General features: G+C 41.0%; 17 protein-coding genes. 1 reads left to right on the plus strand and 16 read right to left on the minus strand.

The genetic code is table 11. The annotated features are described in order from the left end of the window. Positions 1-4 precede the first annotated feature (4 nt). The 11 genes from PCIT_RS05710 to rppH all read right to left on the minus strand — a co-directional run bounded on the left by PCIT_RS05710 (position 5) and on the right by rppH (position 11,899). A complete protein-coding gene (locus PCIT_RS05710; protein WP_157592916.1) occupies positions 5-2,944 on the minus strand; it encodes a hypothetical protein in 2,940 nt (979 codons plus the stop codon). Positions 2,945-2,974: 30 nt separating this feature from the next. Continuing rightward, complete coding sequence (locus tag PCIT_RS05715; RefSeq protein ID WP_010362201.1) at positions 2,975-3,766, minus strand: fimbrial biogenesis chaperone; 792 nt, start codon at positions 3,764-3,766, stop codon at positions 2,975-2,977. A gap of 10 nt (positions 3,767-3,776) precedes the next feature. Next, entirely contained in the window at positions 3,777-4,223 is a 447-nt protein-coding gene (locus PCIT_RS05720; protein ID WP_010362202.1) for a DUF4402 domain-containing protein, read from the minus strand. Between the two features lie 36 nt (positions 4,224-4,259). Further along, positions 4,260-4,859, minus strand: a complete 600-nt coding sequence (locus tag PCIT_RS05725; protein WP_010362203.1) for a DUF4402 domain-containing protein — start codon at positions 4,857-4,859, stop codon at positions 4,260-4,262. Between the two features lie 161 nt (positions 4,860-5,020). Beyond that, a complete protein-coding gene (locus PCIT_RS05730; protein WP_010362204.1) occupies positions 5,021-5,605 on the minus strand; it encodes a hypothetical protein in 585 nt (194 codons plus the stop codon). Positions 5,606-5,662: 57 nt separating this feature from the next. Then, on the minus strand, positions 5,663-6,541 hold the full coding sequence (gene galU, locus PCIT_RS05735; protein ID WP_010362205.1) for a UTP--glucose-1-phosphate uridylyltransferase GalU: 879 nt from the start codon (positions 6,539-6,541) through the stop codon (positions 5,663-5,665). An 8-nt stretch (positions 6,542-6,549) separates the two neighbouring features. After that, positions 6,550-7,383, minus strand: a complete 834-nt coding sequence (locus tag PCIT_RS05740; protein WP_010362206.1) for a thymidylate synthase — start codon at positions 7,381-7,383, stop codon at positions 6,550-6,552. A 12-nt stretch (positions 7,384-7,395) separates the two neighbouring features. Then, positions 7,396-8,202: a prolipoprotein diacylglyceryl transferase gene (gene lgt, locus PCIT_RS05745; RefSeq protein WP_010362207.1), complete on the minus strand. Its 807-nt coding sequence runs from the start codon at positions 8,200-8,202 to the stop codon at positions 7,396-7,398. A gap of 9 nt (positions 8,203-8,211) precedes the next feature. After that, positions 8,212-9,021: a sulfite exporter TauE/SafE family protein gene (locus tag PCIT_RS05750; RefSeq protein WP_010362208.1), complete on the minus strand. Its 810-nt coding sequence runs from the start codon at positions 9,019-9,021 to the stop codon at positions 8,212-8,214. Between the two features lie 69 nt (positions 9,022-9,090). Next, positions 9,091-11,361 (minus strand): phosphoenolpyruvate--protein phosphotransferase, encoded by a 2,271-nt coding sequence (gene ptsP, locus PCIT_RS05755; protein ID WP_010362209.1) that lies wholly within the window; start codon positions 11,359-11,361, stop codon positions 9,091-9,093. 13 nt (positions 11,362-11,374) lie between these two features. Further along, the gene (gene rppH, locus PCIT_RS05760) at positions 11,375-11,899 is read right to left on the minus strand and encodes an RNA pyrophosphohydrolase (protein WP_010362210.1); all 525 of its coding nucleotides are present in this window, start codon (positions 11,897-11,899) and stop codon (positions 11,375-11,377) included. 641 nt (positions 11,900-12,540) lie between these two features. On the opposite strand from rppH, the gene mutH reads away from it, so the two are divergent. Continuing rightward, positions 12,541-13,215, plus strand: coding sequence for a DNA mismatch repair endonuclease MutH (gene mutH, locus PCIT_RS05765; protein ID WP_010362211.1), 675 nt, complete (start codon positions 12,541-12,543; stop codon positions 13,213-13,215). 90 nt (positions 13,216-13,305) lie between these two features. Here mutH and eno read toward each other — a convergent pair whose 3' ends face one another. The 5 genes from eno to rlmD all read right to left on the minus strand — a co-directional run bounded on the left by eno (position 13,306) and on the right by rlmD (position 20,811). After that, positions 13,306-14,598 carry a phosphopyruvate hydratase gene (gene eno / locus PCIT_RS05770; RefSeq protein ID WP_010362212.1) on the minus strand — a complete coding sequence of 431 codons (1,293 nt, stop codon included), beginning with the start codon at positions 14,596-14,598 and terminating at the stop codon, positions 13,306-13,308. A gap of 159 nt (positions 14,599-14,757) precedes the next feature. Beyond that, positions 14,758-16,392, minus strand: a complete 1,635-nt coding sequence (locus tag PCIT_RS05775) for a CTP synthase (protein WP_010362213.1) — start codon at positions 16,390-16,392, stop codon at positions 14,758-14,760. Between the two features lie 126 nt (positions 16,393-16,518). Continuing rightward, entirely contained in the window at positions 16,519-17,313 is a 795-nt protein-coding gene (gene mazG, locus PCIT_RS05780) for a nucleoside triphosphate pyrophosphohydrolase (RefSeq protein WP_010362214.1), read from the minus strand. Positions 17,314-17,334: 21 nt separating this feature from the next. After that, positions 17,335-19,491: a GTP diphosphokinase gene (gene relA / locus PCIT_RS05785; protein WP_010362215.1), complete on the minus strand. Its 2,157-nt coding sequence runs from the start codon at positions 19,489-19,491 to the stop codon at positions 17,335-17,337. A 6-nt stretch (positions 19,492-19,497) separates the two neighbouring features. Beyond that, entirely contained in the window at positions 19,498-20,811 is a 1,314-nt protein-coding gene (gene rlmD, locus PCIT_RS05790; protein WP_010362216.1) for a 23S rRNA (uracil(1939)-C(5))-methyltransferase RlmD, read from the minus strand. Positions 20,812-20,864: the final 53 nt, after the last annotated feature.

Raw genomic sequence — 20,864 nt, forward strand, 5'->3', positions numbered from 1 at the left:
TTAATTAGTGGCGGATCAGTGTGCTATCCAGTTCACACGCAAGCCCTTTCTCTTTGACTCTGTCACATACATCATGCAAGGTCTTGGTCGTACTTATCGAAAAGCCGGCGGCCAAAATATACTTTTTCTCCAATTCATCATAGATATAAAATGGTTTCATAACCATTGCGTTAATTAATTTTTCCTTCGTCAACATTAAATATATTTTTAATGTATTTAAAGAAGTAAATTTTCCTAAGCTGGCTGTATACCCTTGTGTTTTCTTCAATTCTGCTAAAGTAAAATCAACACCTGCAACGACTTCACCATGAACAGGCAGCTCAACCGTTACTTGTTCATTGACCTTCAAACTCTTACTATTCACTTGTGCCGATTCTAACTGGGCTTGGTAAGTACCCGGCCGAAGATTAGTGAATAAATAGTAACCATCATACGCTGCTTCAGTCTCCGCTACTTTCACGCCTTGTTCATCAACAAGCTTGACCTTCGCATAGGGCAAAACGTTGCCGTTTTCAATATAAATGCTTCCTTCCACCTCGCTGGCATTAACTAATGGAAAGTCCAAATATTCAACATACCCAGAGCGCGGAGTGATAGATAGTCCATCGCCAGCAGGTACCATAAACGGATCGTCAATGCTGTCGGTATCAATCAAAATATCGGTGCGTCTATTTGCAACCATACTTGATAACAACGCAATGCCACGTTCATCAGAAGAAGCAAATCGATGAGCTTGTACTGCATTGATTTTTACACCCTCTACAGGCAACTCATTTGCGTCAAATACCCCATTATCATTTTCATCTAAGAACACACGTATCATTGCGGTACCATGACCTGTAAGTCCTCTTCTAGACATAAAGTACGGTGAACCAAATTTGCTCGCACCTAAACTCATTCTCCCTGATAGTCCAAACTGCCAATCATTATTACTGTCAAATGCCATGGAACTATTTAGACTCAATTTGTCTGACTGCCAATTGAGGGATAAGCGACCCTCAGTGTTATCATCATCCACATTATTTTTAACCCCAGCCTGCAGCTGCCATTGTTCAGATAAAGTGGTATTTAGTTCAAGATTATAATCTCTAACTTTGCGCTCAGGCTGAATTTGATACCCCATAGATAATCTGCCAAATACACGCCCATACCTACTTTGCACTCTGGCAATGCCGGTACTGACCTTATCTTTGTGTTCATTCGACACCCAAGTTATTTGATTGCCTAAACCGAATACGCCGTTTACATAGTTCAATGACTGAGATAGCCGCTGTCGAGACCCTTCCCCTTCCCTATAGTGAAACAAGCTACTCTGATGACTCATTCGCCCATAACTGTTATTAAACAGTTCACCAGTAAATTCCAGCCCAAGTTTTTTCTGAATATACGTATCCGAACTATTGAGGTCATTCAATACAGGTTTTGAATGATAACTCATAAGCGCCCTCACTGACTGTTGTGCAATTTTACTTCTTAGAGAGGCAGAAACACTTTTGTCTTTATTACTTGAAGACTGTGCATCAACAGTAATAAGCGCACGATTGGCTAAGCTCATATTTGACCCCACAGCAATATTGTGTGCAGTTTGTCCACGCTCATTATCTATGATTGAACCTGCACCAAAAATACTCATCTGATCACTCAGACCTGTTTCAAAGCGTCCAGCTACCTGCCAACCACTATCTGACACCTTATACTTACTACTATCTATGATCCTGTGCCCTTGCTGGGTGATTGATACATCATAAAAACGTTGATTGCTGGTCAATGTATTTCCATCGATAATATATTGCTCCGTACGCCGCTCTACTTGACCTTGAGGTCCATACAAAATGATTTCAAATTCATTGTGGCCATACAAGAGCGGAATATCATCGAATAAATACTGACCTTGTGTATGATCGATTAATTGCTCTATGAGCACGCCATTATGATAGAGTTCGACATCCCAGCCAGATTGAACTGCACCTGAAATAATGGTGACATTGACATCTTTTACATGTCCAATAGCATAATTACTTACTCTCGCTCCACGCGCATACGTATACTGTCCATCAGAACCTACCTTTGTTGGTAATACATCCCCCATTTCTAATTTAGTAGCACCAAGCTGACCCAGCAGGCCACCTTCAGTATCTTCACGTGATAAATGAACTCGAGATTGATTAAAAAAATCACCTTCTTTACCTGAGATAAAGTATTCGCTTCGAAAAAAAGCAAGGTCTTGTGCGCCAAGGACAGAGTAGGACAATGCGTCTTTTGAATTACGTTTTGTATATCCAAATTGCACATCTGCCAACGGTGAAGACAGACTTTGGTAAGGGCTTGGTTTCCAGGGCATAATGGATTCTCGCGACACGTTAGCTTGTCCCGTTAGCCTGTTTAAACGGTCTAACTTTGCCTCAATAGGCAAAACATATTTAGACTCTACATACATTTCTTGTACGCTGTAATCAATCTGTAGCGCTAATGAGAACCAAGCTTCAAGCACAGAAAACGACACGAATATATCGCCATTATCAATATAGAGATCAGACTGTTTTAGTGTGATCTTTTGAGCATTACTTTGACCATTCAGTAACTCAAAATCAAACGTGAATTGCTTATTAGGATCGGCAAACCAACCTGAAGCTTGCATTGATGTAACGTCGATAGCAAACCCCAAACTTTCAAATAAGCTCACGATTTCCAACCAAGCTCCCTCTTGACTTTTAACCGCCACAACCTCCCCTAAGTAATTATTTCCTTTAATGAAGGTTGAAAAAAACAGCATTTCGCCTTCGGGGATCCCCACCCCTTGCTTTTCTCGTGCAGCAGCATTGTTAATAGCACGGGTTTTCGCTTGCACTATCTTGCTGTCGAGTTGTCGTAAAACATCCAAAATGCGAGTGAGGCGCTCATTATCAGCACTCAACGCATAACTACTAACAAAGATCGCACTCACTAGAAAGCAATGAATTAAGCGCATCTAGAGTTACAGTAGTGAGTCTACGTTGATGGTTTTTTCAGCAAATAAGACTTTTTTATATTCTTCTTTACCCATATATTTAATCGTAATATCGCCAGGTTCTGTCACTCGAAAGCCATCTAAGAATTTAAGCGTGGTACTTAACGAAGTTAACTCAGGATAAATACTATAACCCGCGATTAAGCCTATACGCTGAGGTTTTGAACTATTTTTACTATTAAAATAAACCGCAACATCACCAAAGGCACTAAAGTCACCAGTGTGATTAAAGTTGAGGCTGACTTTATCTTTCGCAACTTTAACGTCAGATATAGACACTTTCGGTAAATCAGATCCATATTTTAAGATTACAGGAATAGAGTAACTTAAAACCATATTTAGATTTATCCCAAGCTCTTTTTCCGCAGCTGGGCTTTGATTTGGCAAAGCTTGGAATAGAAGGTGTGATCGGTATTCTTGAGATTTTAGTCCCTTAGGCTTTCTCACTGCCAGCTTTACGACCTGCTTTTCACCCGCTTTTAATGTCACTTGGCTCGGGCTCATACGCATCATAGGACTAAGCGAAGTAGGCAGTAGCCCCTCATGATTTAAATACCCCCCTTCTGACTTCGCAAGCTTTTCAGTCCAAATCAAACGATATGTTTTAGTTTCATTGGAAGTGTTGATTATATACACTTTAGTCGTTCGGTCTCGCTCAGCTAAACTAACCCGTGTAGGTGTGATCATTAAGTTAGCAAGTGCATCAACGCAGAAAAATAAGCTTGTAAATATAATAAATAAATTTGAAAAATAACGCATAGAGATAAGCTTAATAAGAAAGGGTAACTTCAATTAATCCTGAATACGCACCATCGTTATACGACATGGCATTACCCGAAGTGCTTATTTTTGCACCAACAGATAATAAAACAGCCCCAACTTCATCAGTAAATACTGAGTTACGATATAGTAAAGTATCAATCGTAAAGTAATTACCTGTAGACGGGCTAGTTAGCCTTGTAGCAGCTGCATTATCGCTAAAAAACACTTGCTTTCTAGCTGGCAGGTTTTCAAACAACAGTTTAGCAGGGTTACCGGTTTGTATTATATGTAGTGAATCACTACGAGATGTATTATTAGCAGATAATACTAATGTATGTGGCTTAGAGTTATCGGGGATCACAATGATGCCAAAATTAAGGGGATCAATTTCTATCCCCTTAGAATATGGAATATAAAGTAACATCAGCAATAAAAACCATGCCGTACACTTCATCGAGATATACCATTTAACCCGTAAAAAGCGTCAACCTTAGTAGGCTACTTCTACAGAAAATGTGCCCTCGTAAGCACCATCAATGTAATCACTGGTTGGCGTAGAGCCATCAGTTGATAATGTGGCACCTAATGTAAACGTAGCCTTACCATCGCCATCTACCTGTATTCTATTAGCAGCAACTAAAGAGCCCGCATCAGCCCCTTCTACAACGAAGTACTCATATGTGCCCAATGTGAACGCAGCTGCGCCAGGAGGTGCTGAATCTTTTGCTGTAATGGCAGTTTCTGTTGGGTCTGTAATTGTTAATTCAGTAAATGCGGCAACGCCTTCAATGGTAAACTTAGCCGGTGCGCCTTCTTCTAAAATAGCGATCACGGCATCTGCGGTATTAGCCACAACGGCTGAGGCGTTCGGATTTGCTGGCATCACTAATGTTGCCTGAGTTGTACCTGTGGTATCAGCACTTGCTCTGATCTTACCAAAGTTCAATTGATCGACAACATTTAACTCAAATGTATTTTTAACTTCTACTGAGGCTGTAAATGATGCTGTTTTACTGATAGCTGAGAAAGAAGAAAGTGATAACAGGGCTGGCACCGCAACTACTGCAATTTTTTTGATTGATAAATTCATAATATATCCTTATTTCCATTATATATTTAAATTGGCTGTATTTATTAGCCTTCCATTTATCGTCTATTTATAGCATAACTTTAGATTAATTTAATTATTTTCAGAATATTCTGCAAAAAATAATAATATAGTACCAAAAACCTGAGTTAAAAGCATACAATTCAGAGGGCTAAGTCAGTTGTGATCACCTCACAGCGTTGTGATAATTGTTTTAATAATAAACACAACTCATGAGCTTCTTGCATTGAGCTTAACTGTTCTCCCACCAATATATGCCGTTCACTCTGGTTTAGGTTAATTTTCTTTATATGAGTATTCATTGCCGAAGCTAGTTCAGGGAATTGTATATTAAACTTTTTTAATGCTGTATCGGCACGTAAAGCGTTAAAGTATGTTCCTAGCTTTACACTGACTTCTGTTGTTTCACCCGAGGTATGATTTTCAGCCCTATGTTCAATCTGCTTAATCTCGCCTCTTAGAGATTCAGGTAATTCTGTAACATTCACCTGTTTAGAGACCAACTCCAATAATATTTTCAAATCCCCTTCTAATGCAGCTAATCGGTCTAGGCTCTCTTTCTGACTGTTCCATTGTGTTAAAAAAGGCTCAACCTCGCTTCGGGTGATAAATTCACTGGTATCAGTTGGCTGTTGGGAAGGGAGAGGTACAGAGCGACTGCAACCAGCTACTGTAACCATAACAAAGCACAGGCTTAAACATGCTCGTAACCTTTTAAAATTCAACATATCCTTTGCACTCTTTGTCGTTTAGAGGGCGGCTATCGGCCACCCTCTAAACAACTTCTATAATATCGCGTTAATATGCGCCTTTAAATCATCCGCAAACTCAGTCCGTCGTAAAGCGTATTCAATATTGGCTTGTAGATAACCTAATTTACTACCGCAATCATGGCTACGCCCTTTAATTGCATAGGCTTGCGCTGCATCATCATCCATCAACATTGCAATAGCATCTGTTAATTGAATTTCATCCCCCGCACCCAAAGGCGTTTTAGCAAGTAATGGCCAGATCTTTTCACTGAGAACATATCGACCTACCACAGCAAGGTTAGACGGTGCTTGATCTATGGCTGGCTTTTCTACCAGTAAATTTAGATCGCAACTATCTCCTGCATTAAGCACTACGTCACCAATGTCGGCAATACCAAATTTATTAACATCTTCATTTGCAACAGGCTCAACCATTATCTGGCTTTTCCCTGTTTCTTGATAACGCGCTAACATTTCTGCAAGGTTATCCTTGCGTAAGTCACTGGCTGCGTCATCAATTAATACATCTGGAAGCATAACCACAAAAGGGGCATCGCCAATAATTGGGGCTGCACAATTAATTGCGTGGCCAAGGCCTTTGGCTTCACCTTGCCTTACATGAATAATTGTCACATCATTAGGGCAGATTGACTGTATCTCTGCAAGTAACTGCCTTTTCACTCGCTTTTCAAGCGTGGCTTCAAGCTCAAAACTGGTATCAAAATGATTTTCAATAGAATTTTTACTTGAGTGTGTTACCAACACAATTTCTTTAATGCCTGCAGCGACTGCTTCACTTACCACATACTGAATTAAAGGTCGGTCAACAATCGGTAGCATTTCTTTTGGAATCGCTTTTGTTGCAGGTAACATGCGAGTTCCTAGCCCCGCAACAGGTATAACGGCTTTCATTTTATCTCCTAAATAGCCACTGGCGCTTTGATATGTGGATGAGCCTGATAATCAACAAGCTCAAAATCATCATACGTAAAGCCAAAAATATCCTTTATTTCTGGGTTTATTTTCATTGTTGGTTTTGCAAACGGCACACGTGATAATTGCTCATCCACCTGTTCCATATGATTAGAATATAAATGCGCATCACCAAATGTATGAATAAAATCCCCCGGCTCTAAATCACAGACTTGTGCAACCATCATTGTCAGTAAAGCATAGCTTGCAATATTAAACGGAACACCTAAGAAAATATCAGCGCTACGCTGATATAATTGACAAGATAGCTTGCCATCCAGTACATAAAACTGAAATAACGTATGACACGGTGGAAGTGCTTGCTTACCTTGCTGCGCATTTTCCTTGGGCGTGTATTGTGTATCGGGCAACAACGCGGGATTCCAAGCACTCACAATTAAGCGACGAGAGTCAGGGTTCGTTTTAATCTGCTCAATTAACTCTTGAATTTGATCAACTACTTCACCGTTTGGGCCACTCCATGAGCGCCACTGTTTGCCATATACTGGCCCAAGTTCACCTTCATCTGTAGCCCAACCATCCCAAATGCTTACGCCATTTTCTTTCAAATAAGCAATATTGGTTTCACCTTTTAAAAACCACAATAACTCATGAATAATTGACCGTAAATGGCACTTTTTGGTTGTTACAAGTGGGAAGCCTTCTTGTAAATTAAAGCGCATTTGATAACCAAATACGCTGACGGTACCAGTACCTGTTCGATCTTCTTTTTTTGTGCCTTGCTCTTTAACATGGCGCATAAGTTCTAAATATTGTTTCATCTTTTATCTAACTTAATTTGATACTTGTGATTGAGTTTCTGACTTACTTTTGTATGCCCAAGCCATCAATGCGGCACCAGCTACTACCATAGGTAATGACAATATTTGACCCTGAGATATAACACCTGCATATAGGCCAATATGTGCGTCAGGTTCGCGGAAGTATTCAATACCGAATCGGAACGCGCCATAACCTAATAAAAATAGACCCGCGACGCTACCAGCTGGCCTTGGCTTTTTAGCAAACCAGATCAGTATAATAAATAATACTAGACCTTCAAAAAAGGCTTCATAAAGTTGAGATGGATGCCTAGGTAGAGGACCACCGGTAGGGAATACAAACGCCCACGAGACATCCGTTGTTCTGCCCCATAGTTCTCCGTTTATAAAGTTACCAATGCGTCCAGCTAATAAGCCAACAGGGACCAATGGCACAACAAAATCACCGACTGATAAAATAGATTTTTGCGTACGAATAGCGAAAATAATAATTGCGGCAATAACGCCCAGCGCACCGCCATGAAAAGACATGCCACCTTGATCTATTCTAAATAGATATAAAGGATTTTCTATAAAGTGGCCAAATTGATAAAATAATACATAGCCTATTCGGCCACCTAATATGACACCTAACATGCCATAAAATAACATGTCACTCACTTGCTCTTTTGTCCAACCAGAGTTAGGTTTTTCTGCTTGACGATTTGCCAACCACATAGCAAATGTAAAACCTATTAAGTACATAACGCCATACCAGCGTACGCTTAATGGACCAATTGAGAATATAATTGGATCAATTTCAGGGAACTGCAGAGCCATAACTGTCCTTTAATGCATTATCATATTAGCGGCAATACCCAGTAGTAATGCAGCAAATATTTTTTTAATTATAGAAATTGGTAAGAACTGTGTGGCCTTTGCACCAAGTGGCGCCATAAACCATGATGTTAGTACAATACCAAGCAGAGCTGGTAAATAGACAAAACCAGCAAAGCCTTCAGCCCACGTATTATGGATACTACCAGAAGTCACGTACCCTAATGAACCAAAGAGCGCAATAACAATACCGCACACAGAGGCACAACCAATTGCTTTTTTCATATCAACAGAAAAATAAGTCAAAAAGGGGACTAATAACGCGCCCCCTCCAATGCCTATCATTGCTGATAGCCCTCCCATCATAGCGGTTAAACTGGCTAAAACAAGATGATTAGGTAACGTTCGAATCTTTTGCTCTGTTTTTGTACTGCTATATACCATTTTTAATGCAATGAGTACCAAGCTTACAGAGAAAATGATCCTAATGACCGATTCTGGTAATGACCCAGCTAAAAAGCCACTCATTAATGCACCACCAGCAACTCCGCCAATAACCCAAGGGGCAATTTCCCATGGCACATTGCTATTTCTATGGTGAGCCAAAGCTGAAGCAGTTGATGTAAACAAGATTGATGCCAGTGATGTTGCGATTGCAACAATTAATACCAAAGATGAATCTACCACTTGAAAATGACGTAAAATGCCACTCAATACTGGCACAATAATTAACCCACCACCAATACCCAATAACCCGGCTAAAAAACCAACGCCACAGCCTAATACAGCACAATAAGCTATCAATAACATGGTGTCGGACATTATTTTATCTCTTTTTATTATTCGCCGTTATATTAACGTATTCTTGTGTATTAGACACTATCGAAGTAATTATTTTGAGTGGTACAACAACTCACTGAAACCATGCTTTATCATGAAGCTGCGTAATAACCTGTGCACCTGCTTAACCGAAGATTGTACTAAGCAATCATTCAGTAACAGTTCCATATCTTCAACTCGTAAACGCCTAAGCACCCACTTCACTTTATTTAATGACAAGATATTCATACTCAGTCTACGATATCCCATCGCCACCAATAAAATGGCCCCCTCTGGCTCGCCCCCTAACTCACCACATAAACTAAATGGTAGTTCAATGTCTTGGCACGAGTTTGCTATCTGGTTGAGAACACGTAAAACACTTGGGTGATAAGGGTCAAATAATTCTGCAACTTGTGTATTATTGCGATCCACAGCTAATAAATACTGTGTTAAGTCGTTACTCCCTACAGAACAAAAATCAATTTTTTCCGCCCAATCCTTTAGTAAGTATACACTCGATGGTACCTCTAACATTACTCCCATTTCTGGTTTATCGACTAATAGAAACTGATCAGCCCACTCATCCTGCAACTCAAAATACGCTTGCTCAATTAACAATTGAGCCTCATCTATCTCATCTGTGTGACTCACCATAGGCAACATTATACGTAAATTACCTAACCCAACGTTTGCTTTGATCATCGCCTTGATTTGATCTAAAAATATTTCAGGATGGTCCAGTGAGACTCGAATACCACGCCACCCTAGAAATGGATTTTCTTCTTTAATATCAAAATACTCTAAAACCTTATCACCGCCAATATCAAGTGTTCTCATTACAACCGGATCTGGGTGGTATCGACTTAATACCTCTCGGTACCATTTTTCTTGCTCACTTTGTGTGGGAAATTGGCCTTTTTGCATAAACCATGATTCAGTTCTATACAAACCAACACCATCGCAGTAATGTGCCGTCATTTGTTCTGTAGATAAATCCAAACCAGCGTTAAGTAACAAACTGACTTGCTCACCATCTAAAGTGACAGACTCCAATGCATGCTCAGCTTCAAACTTATCATGTAACGCACTATCTTGATGCCTGAGTTGTTCATACTCTTGTCGCAAACTATGCGAGGGAGAGATGTATACACGGCCTGAATATGCATCTAAAATAATATCCTTTGCGTCAAGTTGTAACAAAGGAATATCTTCAATCCCCCAAATCGCAGGAACCCCCATAGCGCGAGTCAAAATAGACGCGTGAGAGTTTGCCGCACCTTGAACACTGACGACCCCCTTTAAGCGCTCTTTTGGTATGTCAGCTAACATGGAAGGTAATAATGTATGTGTCACCAAGATGGTATTTTCAGGATAGACTTTAACTGCGTGTTCTGTCGCCATCAGATGATGTAAAATCCGCAACCCAATATCTTTAACATCGGCCGCTCGCTCTTTAATATAGGGGTCATGCATCTCATTAAATTGAGAAACCAAAGATTCAATAACATGCTTTAGCGCACTTTTAGCACACCACCCTTCAGCCAATTGCTGTTCAACTTGAAGGCCCAAACTGCGTGCATCGAGCAGCTGCTGGTATACGTCAAAAACAGCCAAGGCCTCTTTTGGAATATGCTCACTTAACGTATTAGCAAGTACATGAAACTCTTGTCTTGTTGCAGCCACCGCTTGCAAGAAAAGGCTTCGTTGCGATTGTGGGTCCGCCACCTTTTGTGAGTCCACACTAGAGAACTCTAGCTTTGGTAGTACAACAAAGGCTTCTCCTATTGCAATACCGGGCGTGCTCGACACACCTTTCAGTACGGAGGTTTGATGTGAAGAAGCTTCATGAGTAAGTAAAGACTGTATTTCAGCGTGTGCTAGCTGAGACGCTAACTGTGCCGATAAAGTAATAAGAAATGACTCTTCATCATGGCTAAATACTCTCGCAACACGCTGCTGCACCACGATGACTCCCAGCACTTTTCGCTGATGAACGACAGGTACAGATAAAAAGGCATTAAAGCCTTCTTCATTGACTTCTGGTGCATGTTTGAATCTTGGGTGGGACTGTGCATGGGCAATATTGATTGGCTCTTCTCGCTGTGCGACCAGACCAACGAGCCCCTCAGTAAAGCCAACACTAAAATGCCCTATTGCCTCGGGGTTTAAGCCATCGCTGGCCATTAATATAAAGTTATCTTTACTATAATCGGCAAAATAAATCGAGCAACACTCTGTGTTCATAGCCTCTTTAACCATGAACACAAAACGGGTAAGCGCCTCATTTAAAGTGGGCTGTTGTGCAACAGATTCTACAATACTCCGTAATGTCGCTAACACAGTGCCTCACTTACTATTTACGATTACGCCATGGTTGTTCGCGATGGCTATGCTCTCTTTTATGAAAAGGCATTGCAAACGGCGCAAATTCTTTCATTACCCTACGATACACATCTCTTTTAAATGAAACAACTTGCCGGACCGGATACCAGTAACTCACCCAACGCCAATCATCAAATTCTGGATGGTGAGTATGTAATAAATCGACATCCTCATCTTTACATCTAAGCTTTAACAAAAACCACTTTTGTTTTTGACCTATACATACAGGGCTTGAATCTCGTCGGATCAACCGTTTTGGTAACTTGTACCTTAACCAATGCTTTGAGCTAGCAACAATTTCAACGTCCTCAGGCTTTAACCCGACTTCTTCGTTGAGCTCTCTATACATTGTTTGTTCAGGGGTCTCACCTTCATCAACACCGCCTTGGGGAAACTGCCAAGAGTGTTGTCCATATCTGCGCGCCCAAAACACCTGTCCTTGATTGTTACAAATAACAATTCCGACATTGGCACGAAAGCCTTCGGCATCAATCACCTTAGTGCCTCTTTTATAAGTCGATTTTTAATGATTGTTCCACAACTTATGTCACACAGCAAATATTATTCACGCTTTCCCTCAAGTTATCCACAGCTTGATAGGTAAAATCAGTAAACAAGTGCAATATACAAACAAATCCACAATTTAAGTTGAAATATGTAAGCTTTTCCACAGTTTCTGTGGATAATTATGTTCATATAGTTGTATTTATCCAAAATCTAGTACAGTAACCAATATATGCCGGTTTACTTAACAGCGCCATTTCATTTAGTATCAACAACTTAAGACTAAACACTGTATAAATATACGGTTTTTATTTGAACAAAAAACAAAGAGTACAAAAAACCACCACACAATTGGTAAGATCACTCTTATTTTAGCTTAAGCTTTTCACTAGGTTCCTATCTTACTGGTTCAACTACGTTTGATAATTTTGATTAGAGCAAATAATCACAATGAAAACTAACTGAGCTTTTTCTACAAACGTCGCAACTAAACTCACCATAACGCCTCGGCGCCAAAATATCAGCACTCCCCACACAAACTCTACACATGTAATTCCATTAACCGCTCATGAAATATAAATATTTAGGTTACAATATTCGCATCTCCATTTTGTTCATTAACTAGGTAAAGTCGTGCGAAAACCAAACCCGCCAGAGACGATAAATGAGCTCATGCAACGCGTAAACGATATCGCAGGAGTAACATTGGGCGAACTCGCCAATCAATATCAATTTAAAACACCTGAGCACTTACTTAGAGAAAAAGGTTGGCCGGGACAGTTATTAGAATATGTACTTGGCGCAAGTGCAGGCTCTAAACCCGTTCCAGATTTCGAGCGGTTAGGTATAGAATTAAAATCATTACCTATCGGGTACAATGGCAAACCGCTTGAAACGACCTACGTGACAACAGTACCTCTGACAGGCCTAACCGGCGCAACATTTGATAATAGCAGTGTTAAAAAAAAATTGGCCCATGTACTTTGGCTCCCTATTTTAGCCGAAAGAGCATTGCAGCCAGTTGAACGAGTCATTGGGTCCGGCTTTTTATGGCAACCTAATGCATATCAAATAGCTCAATTACAAAGGGACTGGGAAGAACAGATTGAACTTATCGCATTAGGAGAGATAGAGCAGATATCGGGTCATCTCGGAGAAGTAATGCAGATCAGGCCAAAAGCTGCAAACAGTAAAGCATTGACTGACGTCATCGGTCCAAATGGTCAAATTACCAAAACTTTACCAAGAGGGTTTTATTTAAAAACACAATTCACGCAACAAATATTAGCAGATCACTTTCAAGGGTGATCTTGTCTTTTATTAATTGCAAACAGCCCTTACTGAACCTGAGTTACAAAAAAGCCGCTTTAGAAAGCGGCTTTTTATCAGGCGTATTATTTATTGGCCTTTGATTTCACTACGACCTTTATAAGTTGCTTTTTCACCTAGCGCTTCTTCAATACGAAGTAGCTGGTTATATTTAGCAACACGGTCTGAACGACATAGTGAACCAGTTTTAATTTGACCGGCGGCTGTTCCTACTGCAAGATCGGCAATCGTTGCATCTTCTGTTTCACCAGAACGGTGAGAAATTACAGCTGTAAAGCCAGCATCTTGCGCCATTTTAATCGCGTCAAGTGTTTCTGATAGTGTACCAATTTGGTTAAACTTGATTAAAATCGAGTTACCAATTTTCTCTTCAATACCACGTGTTAAAATTTTCGTATTCGTTACGAATAAATCATCACCTACCAATTGTACTTTGTCGCCAATTTTATCGGTTAAGATTTTCCAACCAGCCCAATCACTTTCGTCTAGGCCATCTTCAATAGAGATAATTGGGTAGCGTGCGGCTAAATCAGCTAAGAAACCAGCAAAACCTTCTGAGTCGAATACTTTACCTTCACCTTTTAGGTCATACTTACCATCAACATAAAACTCTGATGCAGCACAATCTAGCGCAAGTGTTACATCCTTGTTCATTTCATAGCCTGCAGCATTTACTGCTTCAGTGATCACTTCAAGCGCTTCTTCATTTGACTTTAAGTTTGGCGCAAAGCCACCTTCGTCGCCAACTGCTGTATTTAAACCACGAGCACTCAACACCTTTTTCAGGCTATGGAATATCTCAGCACCAATGCGTAATGCTTCACGGAAGCTTGATGCACCAACAGGCTGTACCATGAACTCTTGAATATCAACGTTATTATCCGCGTGCTCACCGCCATTGATAATATTCATCATTGGTACTGGCATTGAATACTGACCAGATGTGCCATTGATATCAGCAATATGCTCGTATAGTGCAACACCTTTTTCTTGGGCTGCTGCTTTTGCCGTTGCCAAAGACACCGCTAAGATTGCATTTGCACCAAACTTTTCTTTGTTCTCAGTGCCATCTAAGTCAATCATAATTTGATCAACATCACGCTGTGCTAACGCATCTTTACCTTCTAACGCCTGTGCTAAGTCAGCATTGATGAAGTTAACTGCAGTTAATACACCTTTACCTAAATAGCGTGACTTATCACCATCTCGTAACTCAAGTGCTTCTCTGGTGCCAGTTGATGCGCCAGATGGCGCACATGCGCGCCCCCATGCACCTGTATCTAGGTGAACATCAGCTTCAACTGTTGGGTTACCGCGTGAGTCCATAACTTCACGGCCAATCACTTTTACGATTTTTGACATCTTGATTCCTCTTATTCCCAAAATGGTGAGTTTATTGTTAAGTGCTTACTATCCTGTTATTACTAAATAAGCATTGCATTAAATACGGGTATTGCTTTACTGCGATGCATACTTTTTTACACAATAAAAAAGCCGTGCGATTGCACGGCTTTTTTTAGATTATGATTCCGCTTTTTGGAAACTATGTGCAGCTGCAACAAAGCCTTCAAATAGTGGGTGTCCATCTCGCGGCGTTGAGGTGAACTCCGGGTGGAACTGTGCGGCGACAAACCAAGGGTGATCTTTGTTTTCAATGATCTCCACCAGCTTTTTGTCTTCTGACAAACCTGTAAATTGCAATCCAGCTTGCTCTAATCGCTCTACATAGTTGTTATTTACTTCATAGCGGTGACGGTGGCGCTCAAAGATTTCGTTGCTACCATACGCTTCGAATACTTTAGAGTTATCTTTCACATGACACTTCTGAGAACCTAGGCGCATAGTCCCCCCTAAATCAGAAGCTTCGTCACGCAATTCTACATTGCCTTCTGCATCTAACCATTCAGTAATCAAACCAACCACTGGATGCGGTGACTCAGCATCAAACTCTGTCGAGTTTGCACCTTCAAGGCCGGCAACATTTCGAGCGTATTCAATCAACGCAACTTGCATACCCAAACAAATGCCTAAGTATGGTACTTTATTTTCACGTGCATACTTTGCCGCAAGTATTTTACCTTCAACACCACGGCTACCGAAACCACCAGGGACTAAGATAGCATCAAGGTGCTCTAAAAGCTCAACCCCTTTGCTTTCTAAGTTCTGCGAGTCAACATACTCAATGTTGACAGTGACACGGTTTTTCAATCCCGCATGCTTCAAAGCTTCATTCACTGATTTGTATGCATCAGGTAATTCGATGTACTTACCCACCATACCAATTGTGATTTCGCCCGTCGGGTTTGACTCTTGATACAAGACTTGTTCCCACTCGACAAGGTCGGCCTCAGGCACATCTAGGTGGAAACGACGACATACTAGATTGTCTAAATCTTGAGATTTAAGCAACGCAGGGATCTTGTAAATGCTATCAACGTCTTGTAAAGAAATAACGGCTTTCTCTTCAACGTTCGTAAACAATGCAATCTTTGCACGTTCATTCGCTGGCAATTTACAGTTTGAACGACATACCAAGATATCAGGCTGAATCCCGATTGAACGTAGTTCTTTTACTGAGTGCTGGGTTGGCTTAGTTTTTACTTCTCCAGCAGCACCTAGGAATGGCACCAGTGTTAAGTGCATAAACAACACACTTTCACGGCCAAGTTCTGTACCTAACTGACGAATAGCTTCTAAAAACGGTTGTGACTCAATATCACCCACCGTACCACCAATCTCCACGATTGCGATATCATGACCCTCAGCGCCTTCTAATACTCGGCGTTTAATGTCATTAGTAATGTGTGGGATCACTTGGATTGTTGCGCCTAAGTAACCACCTTTGCGCTCTTTGCGCAGAACATCTTCAAATACACGGCCCTGTGTGAAGTTGTTACGGCTGGTCATTTTGGTGCGAATAAAGCGCTCATAGTGACCTAAGTCTAGGTCAGTTTCAGCACCATCTTCAGTTACGAATACCTCACCATGTTGAATCGGGCTCATTGTGCCAGGGTCAACATTGATATAAGGATCCAGCTTAAGAATAGTTACATTCAAGCCACGTGCTTCTAAAATAGCGGCTAATGATGCAGCTGCAATACCTTTACCCAAGGAGGAAACAACTCCGCCCGTTACGAAGATAAATTTTGTACTCATGCGAACCCTAGAATATCAGGAAAAATGGAATTTAAATAAGAATCAAGACGGGGCGATAGTGTAGCAAAGTTACCCCCATCAATCCAGCTATAATTACGAACAGAACGTTAAATAATTTAATTTATCTTATTTTTTAAGTTGTTTCTTCACCTGTTCCCATGCAGCATCCATTTGTTTTAAATCAGCTTGCTCTAAACTCACACCTTGGTTTCGTAACACTTCATCGACCGCTGCAAAACGCATAACAAATTTATCACTGGCTTGACGCAGTATTTGCTCAGGATCATGCTTGGTATGACGTGCTACATTAACCGTTGCAAATAATAAGTCCCCAATTTCCTCTGCGCTATGGTCTGACTGCGGATCACATGCTAGCGCTTCACTCACTTCAGCCACTTCTTCCACCACCTTATCAAGTGCGCCATGGTAAGTTGGCCAATCAAACCCTAATGCCGATGCCCGTTTTTGGATCTTTTGAGCTCGGGATAAAGCAGGTAGCACTCGAGGAATGTCTGACCATAGTTGGTCATCAGCTGCCGACTTTTCAGCTCGCTCTGCTGCTTTGATCGCTTGCCATTGCTTCTCTAATGCCGCTTCTGACAACGTGGTTTGCTCTGAAAAAATATGAGGGTGACGTCGCTGTAACTTATTATCGAGAGAGCTTACAACATCATTAAAATCAAATAAGCCCTTTTCCTTTGCAAGTTCAGCATAAAACACCACTTGAAAAAGTAAATCAGCAAGTTCATCTTTTAAACCCACCATATCTTTATTTTCAATCGCACTGGCCACCTCGTACGCTTCTTCTATGGTATGCGGGACAATTGAATCAAAGGTCTGCGCTTTATCCCATTCACATCCAGTATCAGGATCTCGCAGCGCAGCCATAGTCTTTAATAACGCAGATAATTTATCGCTCATACTCTACTCATTGGGTTTAACTTAGTGCTGACGTTTTGCATCAAATACACCATCAATTTGATGTAATTTAGTCAGTAAACGGTTCATTGCAGATAAATCCGACACCTCTATTTTCATTTCAAAAATTGCCACATCACGTGCATCGTCAGTCTGTACATTCATATTCAATACATTGGCTTTTTCGTTTGCTAAAACAGAACTAATATCACGAATAAGCCCTTGTCTATCATTGGCTTCAATACGTACCGTAATAGTGTACGCACCTTGAATGTCAGACGACCAACTTACTGCTATTTCTCGTTCTGGATGCTGTTTGCAAATATGCGAAAATGAATCACAGTCACTACGGTGAACCGCTATACCGCGCCCCTGAGTAATATAACCAACAATATCATCCCCCGGAACTGGCTGACAGCATTTGGCCACATGACTCATTAAACTACCCACGCCATCAACAACAATGCCATTTTTGTCGCCACGATGCTTACGCGGTGACGAGATTTTTACGGTTGCTTCTTCTTCGGGCTTATCAATTATAAAGTTCAAAAACTGATTAATTCGCACATCACCGGCACCAATTGCGACCATCAAATCATCAAGAACTTTAAAATTAAAGCGCGCAATAGCGGGTTCCAAATGTTTATACGTCAGGCCAAGTTTATGTAATTGAACATCTAAAATTTCTTTACCTGCCACTAAGTTTTTGTCTCTATCCTGTTGTTTAAACCAGTGATGAATTTTGCTCCGTGCACGTGAAGAGTGAATATACCCCAATGACGGATTTAACCAGTCTCGGCTTGGTGATGCATTTTTTTGCGTCAAGATTTCAACTTGATCGCCGGTTACTAATTTATGTGTAAACGGTACAATTTTGCCAAATACTTTTGCACCAATACATCTATGCCCAACATTAGAATGAATGTAGTATGCAAAATCTAACGGGGTCGCCCCCAACGGAAGATCGAATATGTCGCCTTTCGGTGTAAACACATAGACTCGGTCTTCTACCACTTGGTTTTTCAGCTCGTCTGCGAGGTCGCTACCATCGACCACTTCTTCTTGCCATTGTAAGAGTTTTCTCAACCAGCTAATTTTTTGTTCGTACCCTGACCCTCGACCAGGCAAAGCGCCTTCTTTGTACATCCAATGTGCTGCAACTCCTAGCTCCGCATCTTGGTGCATTTCATCAGTACGGATTTGGATCTCAATGGTTTTACCCTGTGGCCCAAAGACCACCGTATGGATAGATTGATAGCCATTTTGCTTTGGGGTCGCCACATAATCATCAAACTCTTTGGGCAAATGACGCCAATTGGTATGCACAATGCCCAAGGCGGCATAGCAATCTTGTAGTTCATCAACAACAACCCGCATAGCTCGAATGTCAAACAGCTGATCGAACTCATAGCTCTTTTGTGACATTTTCTTGTAAATACTGAAAATGTGCTTCGGTCGCCCATATACTTGTGCTTTTACACCCGCTTCTGCCAGTTTAGTGGTGACTGACTCCACCATATTTTCCATATAGGCTTCACGGTCTAACCGCTTATCCGCTAATTGTTTGGCAATGGTTTTATAAGTCTGAGGATGTAAATAGCGAAATGATAAATCTTCCAACTCCCACTTAAGTTGACCAATACCCAGTCGATTAGCCAAAGGAGCAAATATATTCGCGGTCGCTTTGGCTGCAATAACGCGCTCTTCCTCATCCGCGTTTTTTACCGCACGTAGATGACAAATTTGCTCGGCAAGTTTTATCACCACAGCACGTACATCTTCGACCATAGCAAGTAACATACGACGCACATTGTCAATTTGAACATTCCCTTTGCCTTGGTGTGCTAGCGTACTGATGGTTGCCATTTGTTCAACACCTGTAAGTAACAACGACACATTGTCACCAAATTCTAGCTGAATCTTTTCTTGCTCAATTTGCTGATTTAAAAAGTAGGGTGTTAAATACGCCGTCGCCAATGATTCGGCATCAAAATTTAATTCAGCCAGAATTTCGACCATTTCAATTGCGTTATTTAGCATTGCTGCATCTAGTTCCGCAGGGCATAAATCATGCGCACGTTTTAATAATGCCAGTTTATCCGCTGACAAATTAAGTTGAGCTAGTCTAGTCGAAAAATCATCTGACTGCTGCTGTTGATGCGATTGGCGAGTGGCAACCATCTTTTACTATCTCCTTTGGAACAACACCATTGTTTCTATATGACCAGTATGTGGAAACATATTCATTAGCCCTATCTTTTCAATTGAAAAACCGGCCTCTATTAACAGTTTGCTATCTCGTGCTAACGTAACGGGATCGCATGATACATAGAGCACTTTCTCAAACTGCGCTAAAGGCATTTGTTCTAAAATATCATATGCCCCCGTACGTGAGGGGTCGAGAACCAATACTCTAGCCTGAGGGTTAAACCAGTTAGCCTGGGTCATATCTTGCGTTAAATCAAAACAATGGAATTCAACATTTTCTATCTGATTAGTGTGCGCATTTTGCTTTGCCATTGCAACAGAAGAAGCCGAACCTTCGACGCCAATAACACTAGTTGCTTGTTTTGCAAACAATAGTGAAAAGTTTCCTATGCCACAAAATAAATCTAATACGACGTCATCTTCCGATAATGCCAACCAGTTAGATGCCTGTGCTAACATAGCGACATTTACATCTGCATTCACTTGCACAAAGTTGTCTAGTGTAAACTCAAAGCGCACACCCTCTGCGCTGTAATACGGTAATACTGCCAGATCCGAAGATCCTTCCCCTTCATCCCAAATTAAGTGCCACCCAAATACTTTACTATGTTCAGCTAAATAGCTTTTATCACTAACGGAGATAGCCTTGGTATGACGAAGTAATACAAATTGGCCGTTATCAGCATCACACAACTGGATGTGTGTAATAGAACGGAACCCTGATCGACTATTCAAAAGTTGGCGTAACTGTACAAACACATCTTTAAACTGACGTGACAAAACTTGGCACTCAGTAACCTCTACTATTTTTTTACTTTTGAAGCCTCTGAAGCCCAGCTTCAATGATTGCGCAGTTTTATCGTAAAAGCTGGCGATACGCGCACTTCTTCGGTAATGAGTCGACTCACTTTCAATTGCACTTTGCCAATTTAACACTTGTTGTTGTGCAAACTTTTGAAACAACTTATCAACGGCCTGCTGCTTATGTTGCAACTGTGCAGACAAAGCCAAATGCTGCATTTGGCAGCCACCACAAAAATCATTATGCTGACAAAATGGTGCTACCCGTTCCGAGCTTGCCGTTACCACTTTAATCATTCGGGCTTCAATAAGCTTCGCTTTATTATGGGTGATTTGTGCTTTAACTTGTTCATTAGCGAGTCCGCCGTCAACAAAGCATACTTTACCTTGATAACTTGCCACGCCCCGACCTTGATGATCGAGTGAATGTATTTTGACCTCAATGGCTTGTTTATCAACAGCCCTTTTTTTAGCACGAAAAATCTGTGCCATAACATTGCCCCTTAAACATTGCTAATCAGCGTTGAAATAGATAATCTAAGGCC

This window comes from Pseudoalteromonas citrea, assembly GCF_000238375.3.
In the GTDB taxonomy this organism is placed as follows: Bacteria; Pseudomonadota; Gammaproteobacteria; order Enterobacterales; family Alteromonadaceae; genus Pseudoalteromonas; species Pseudoalteromonas citrea.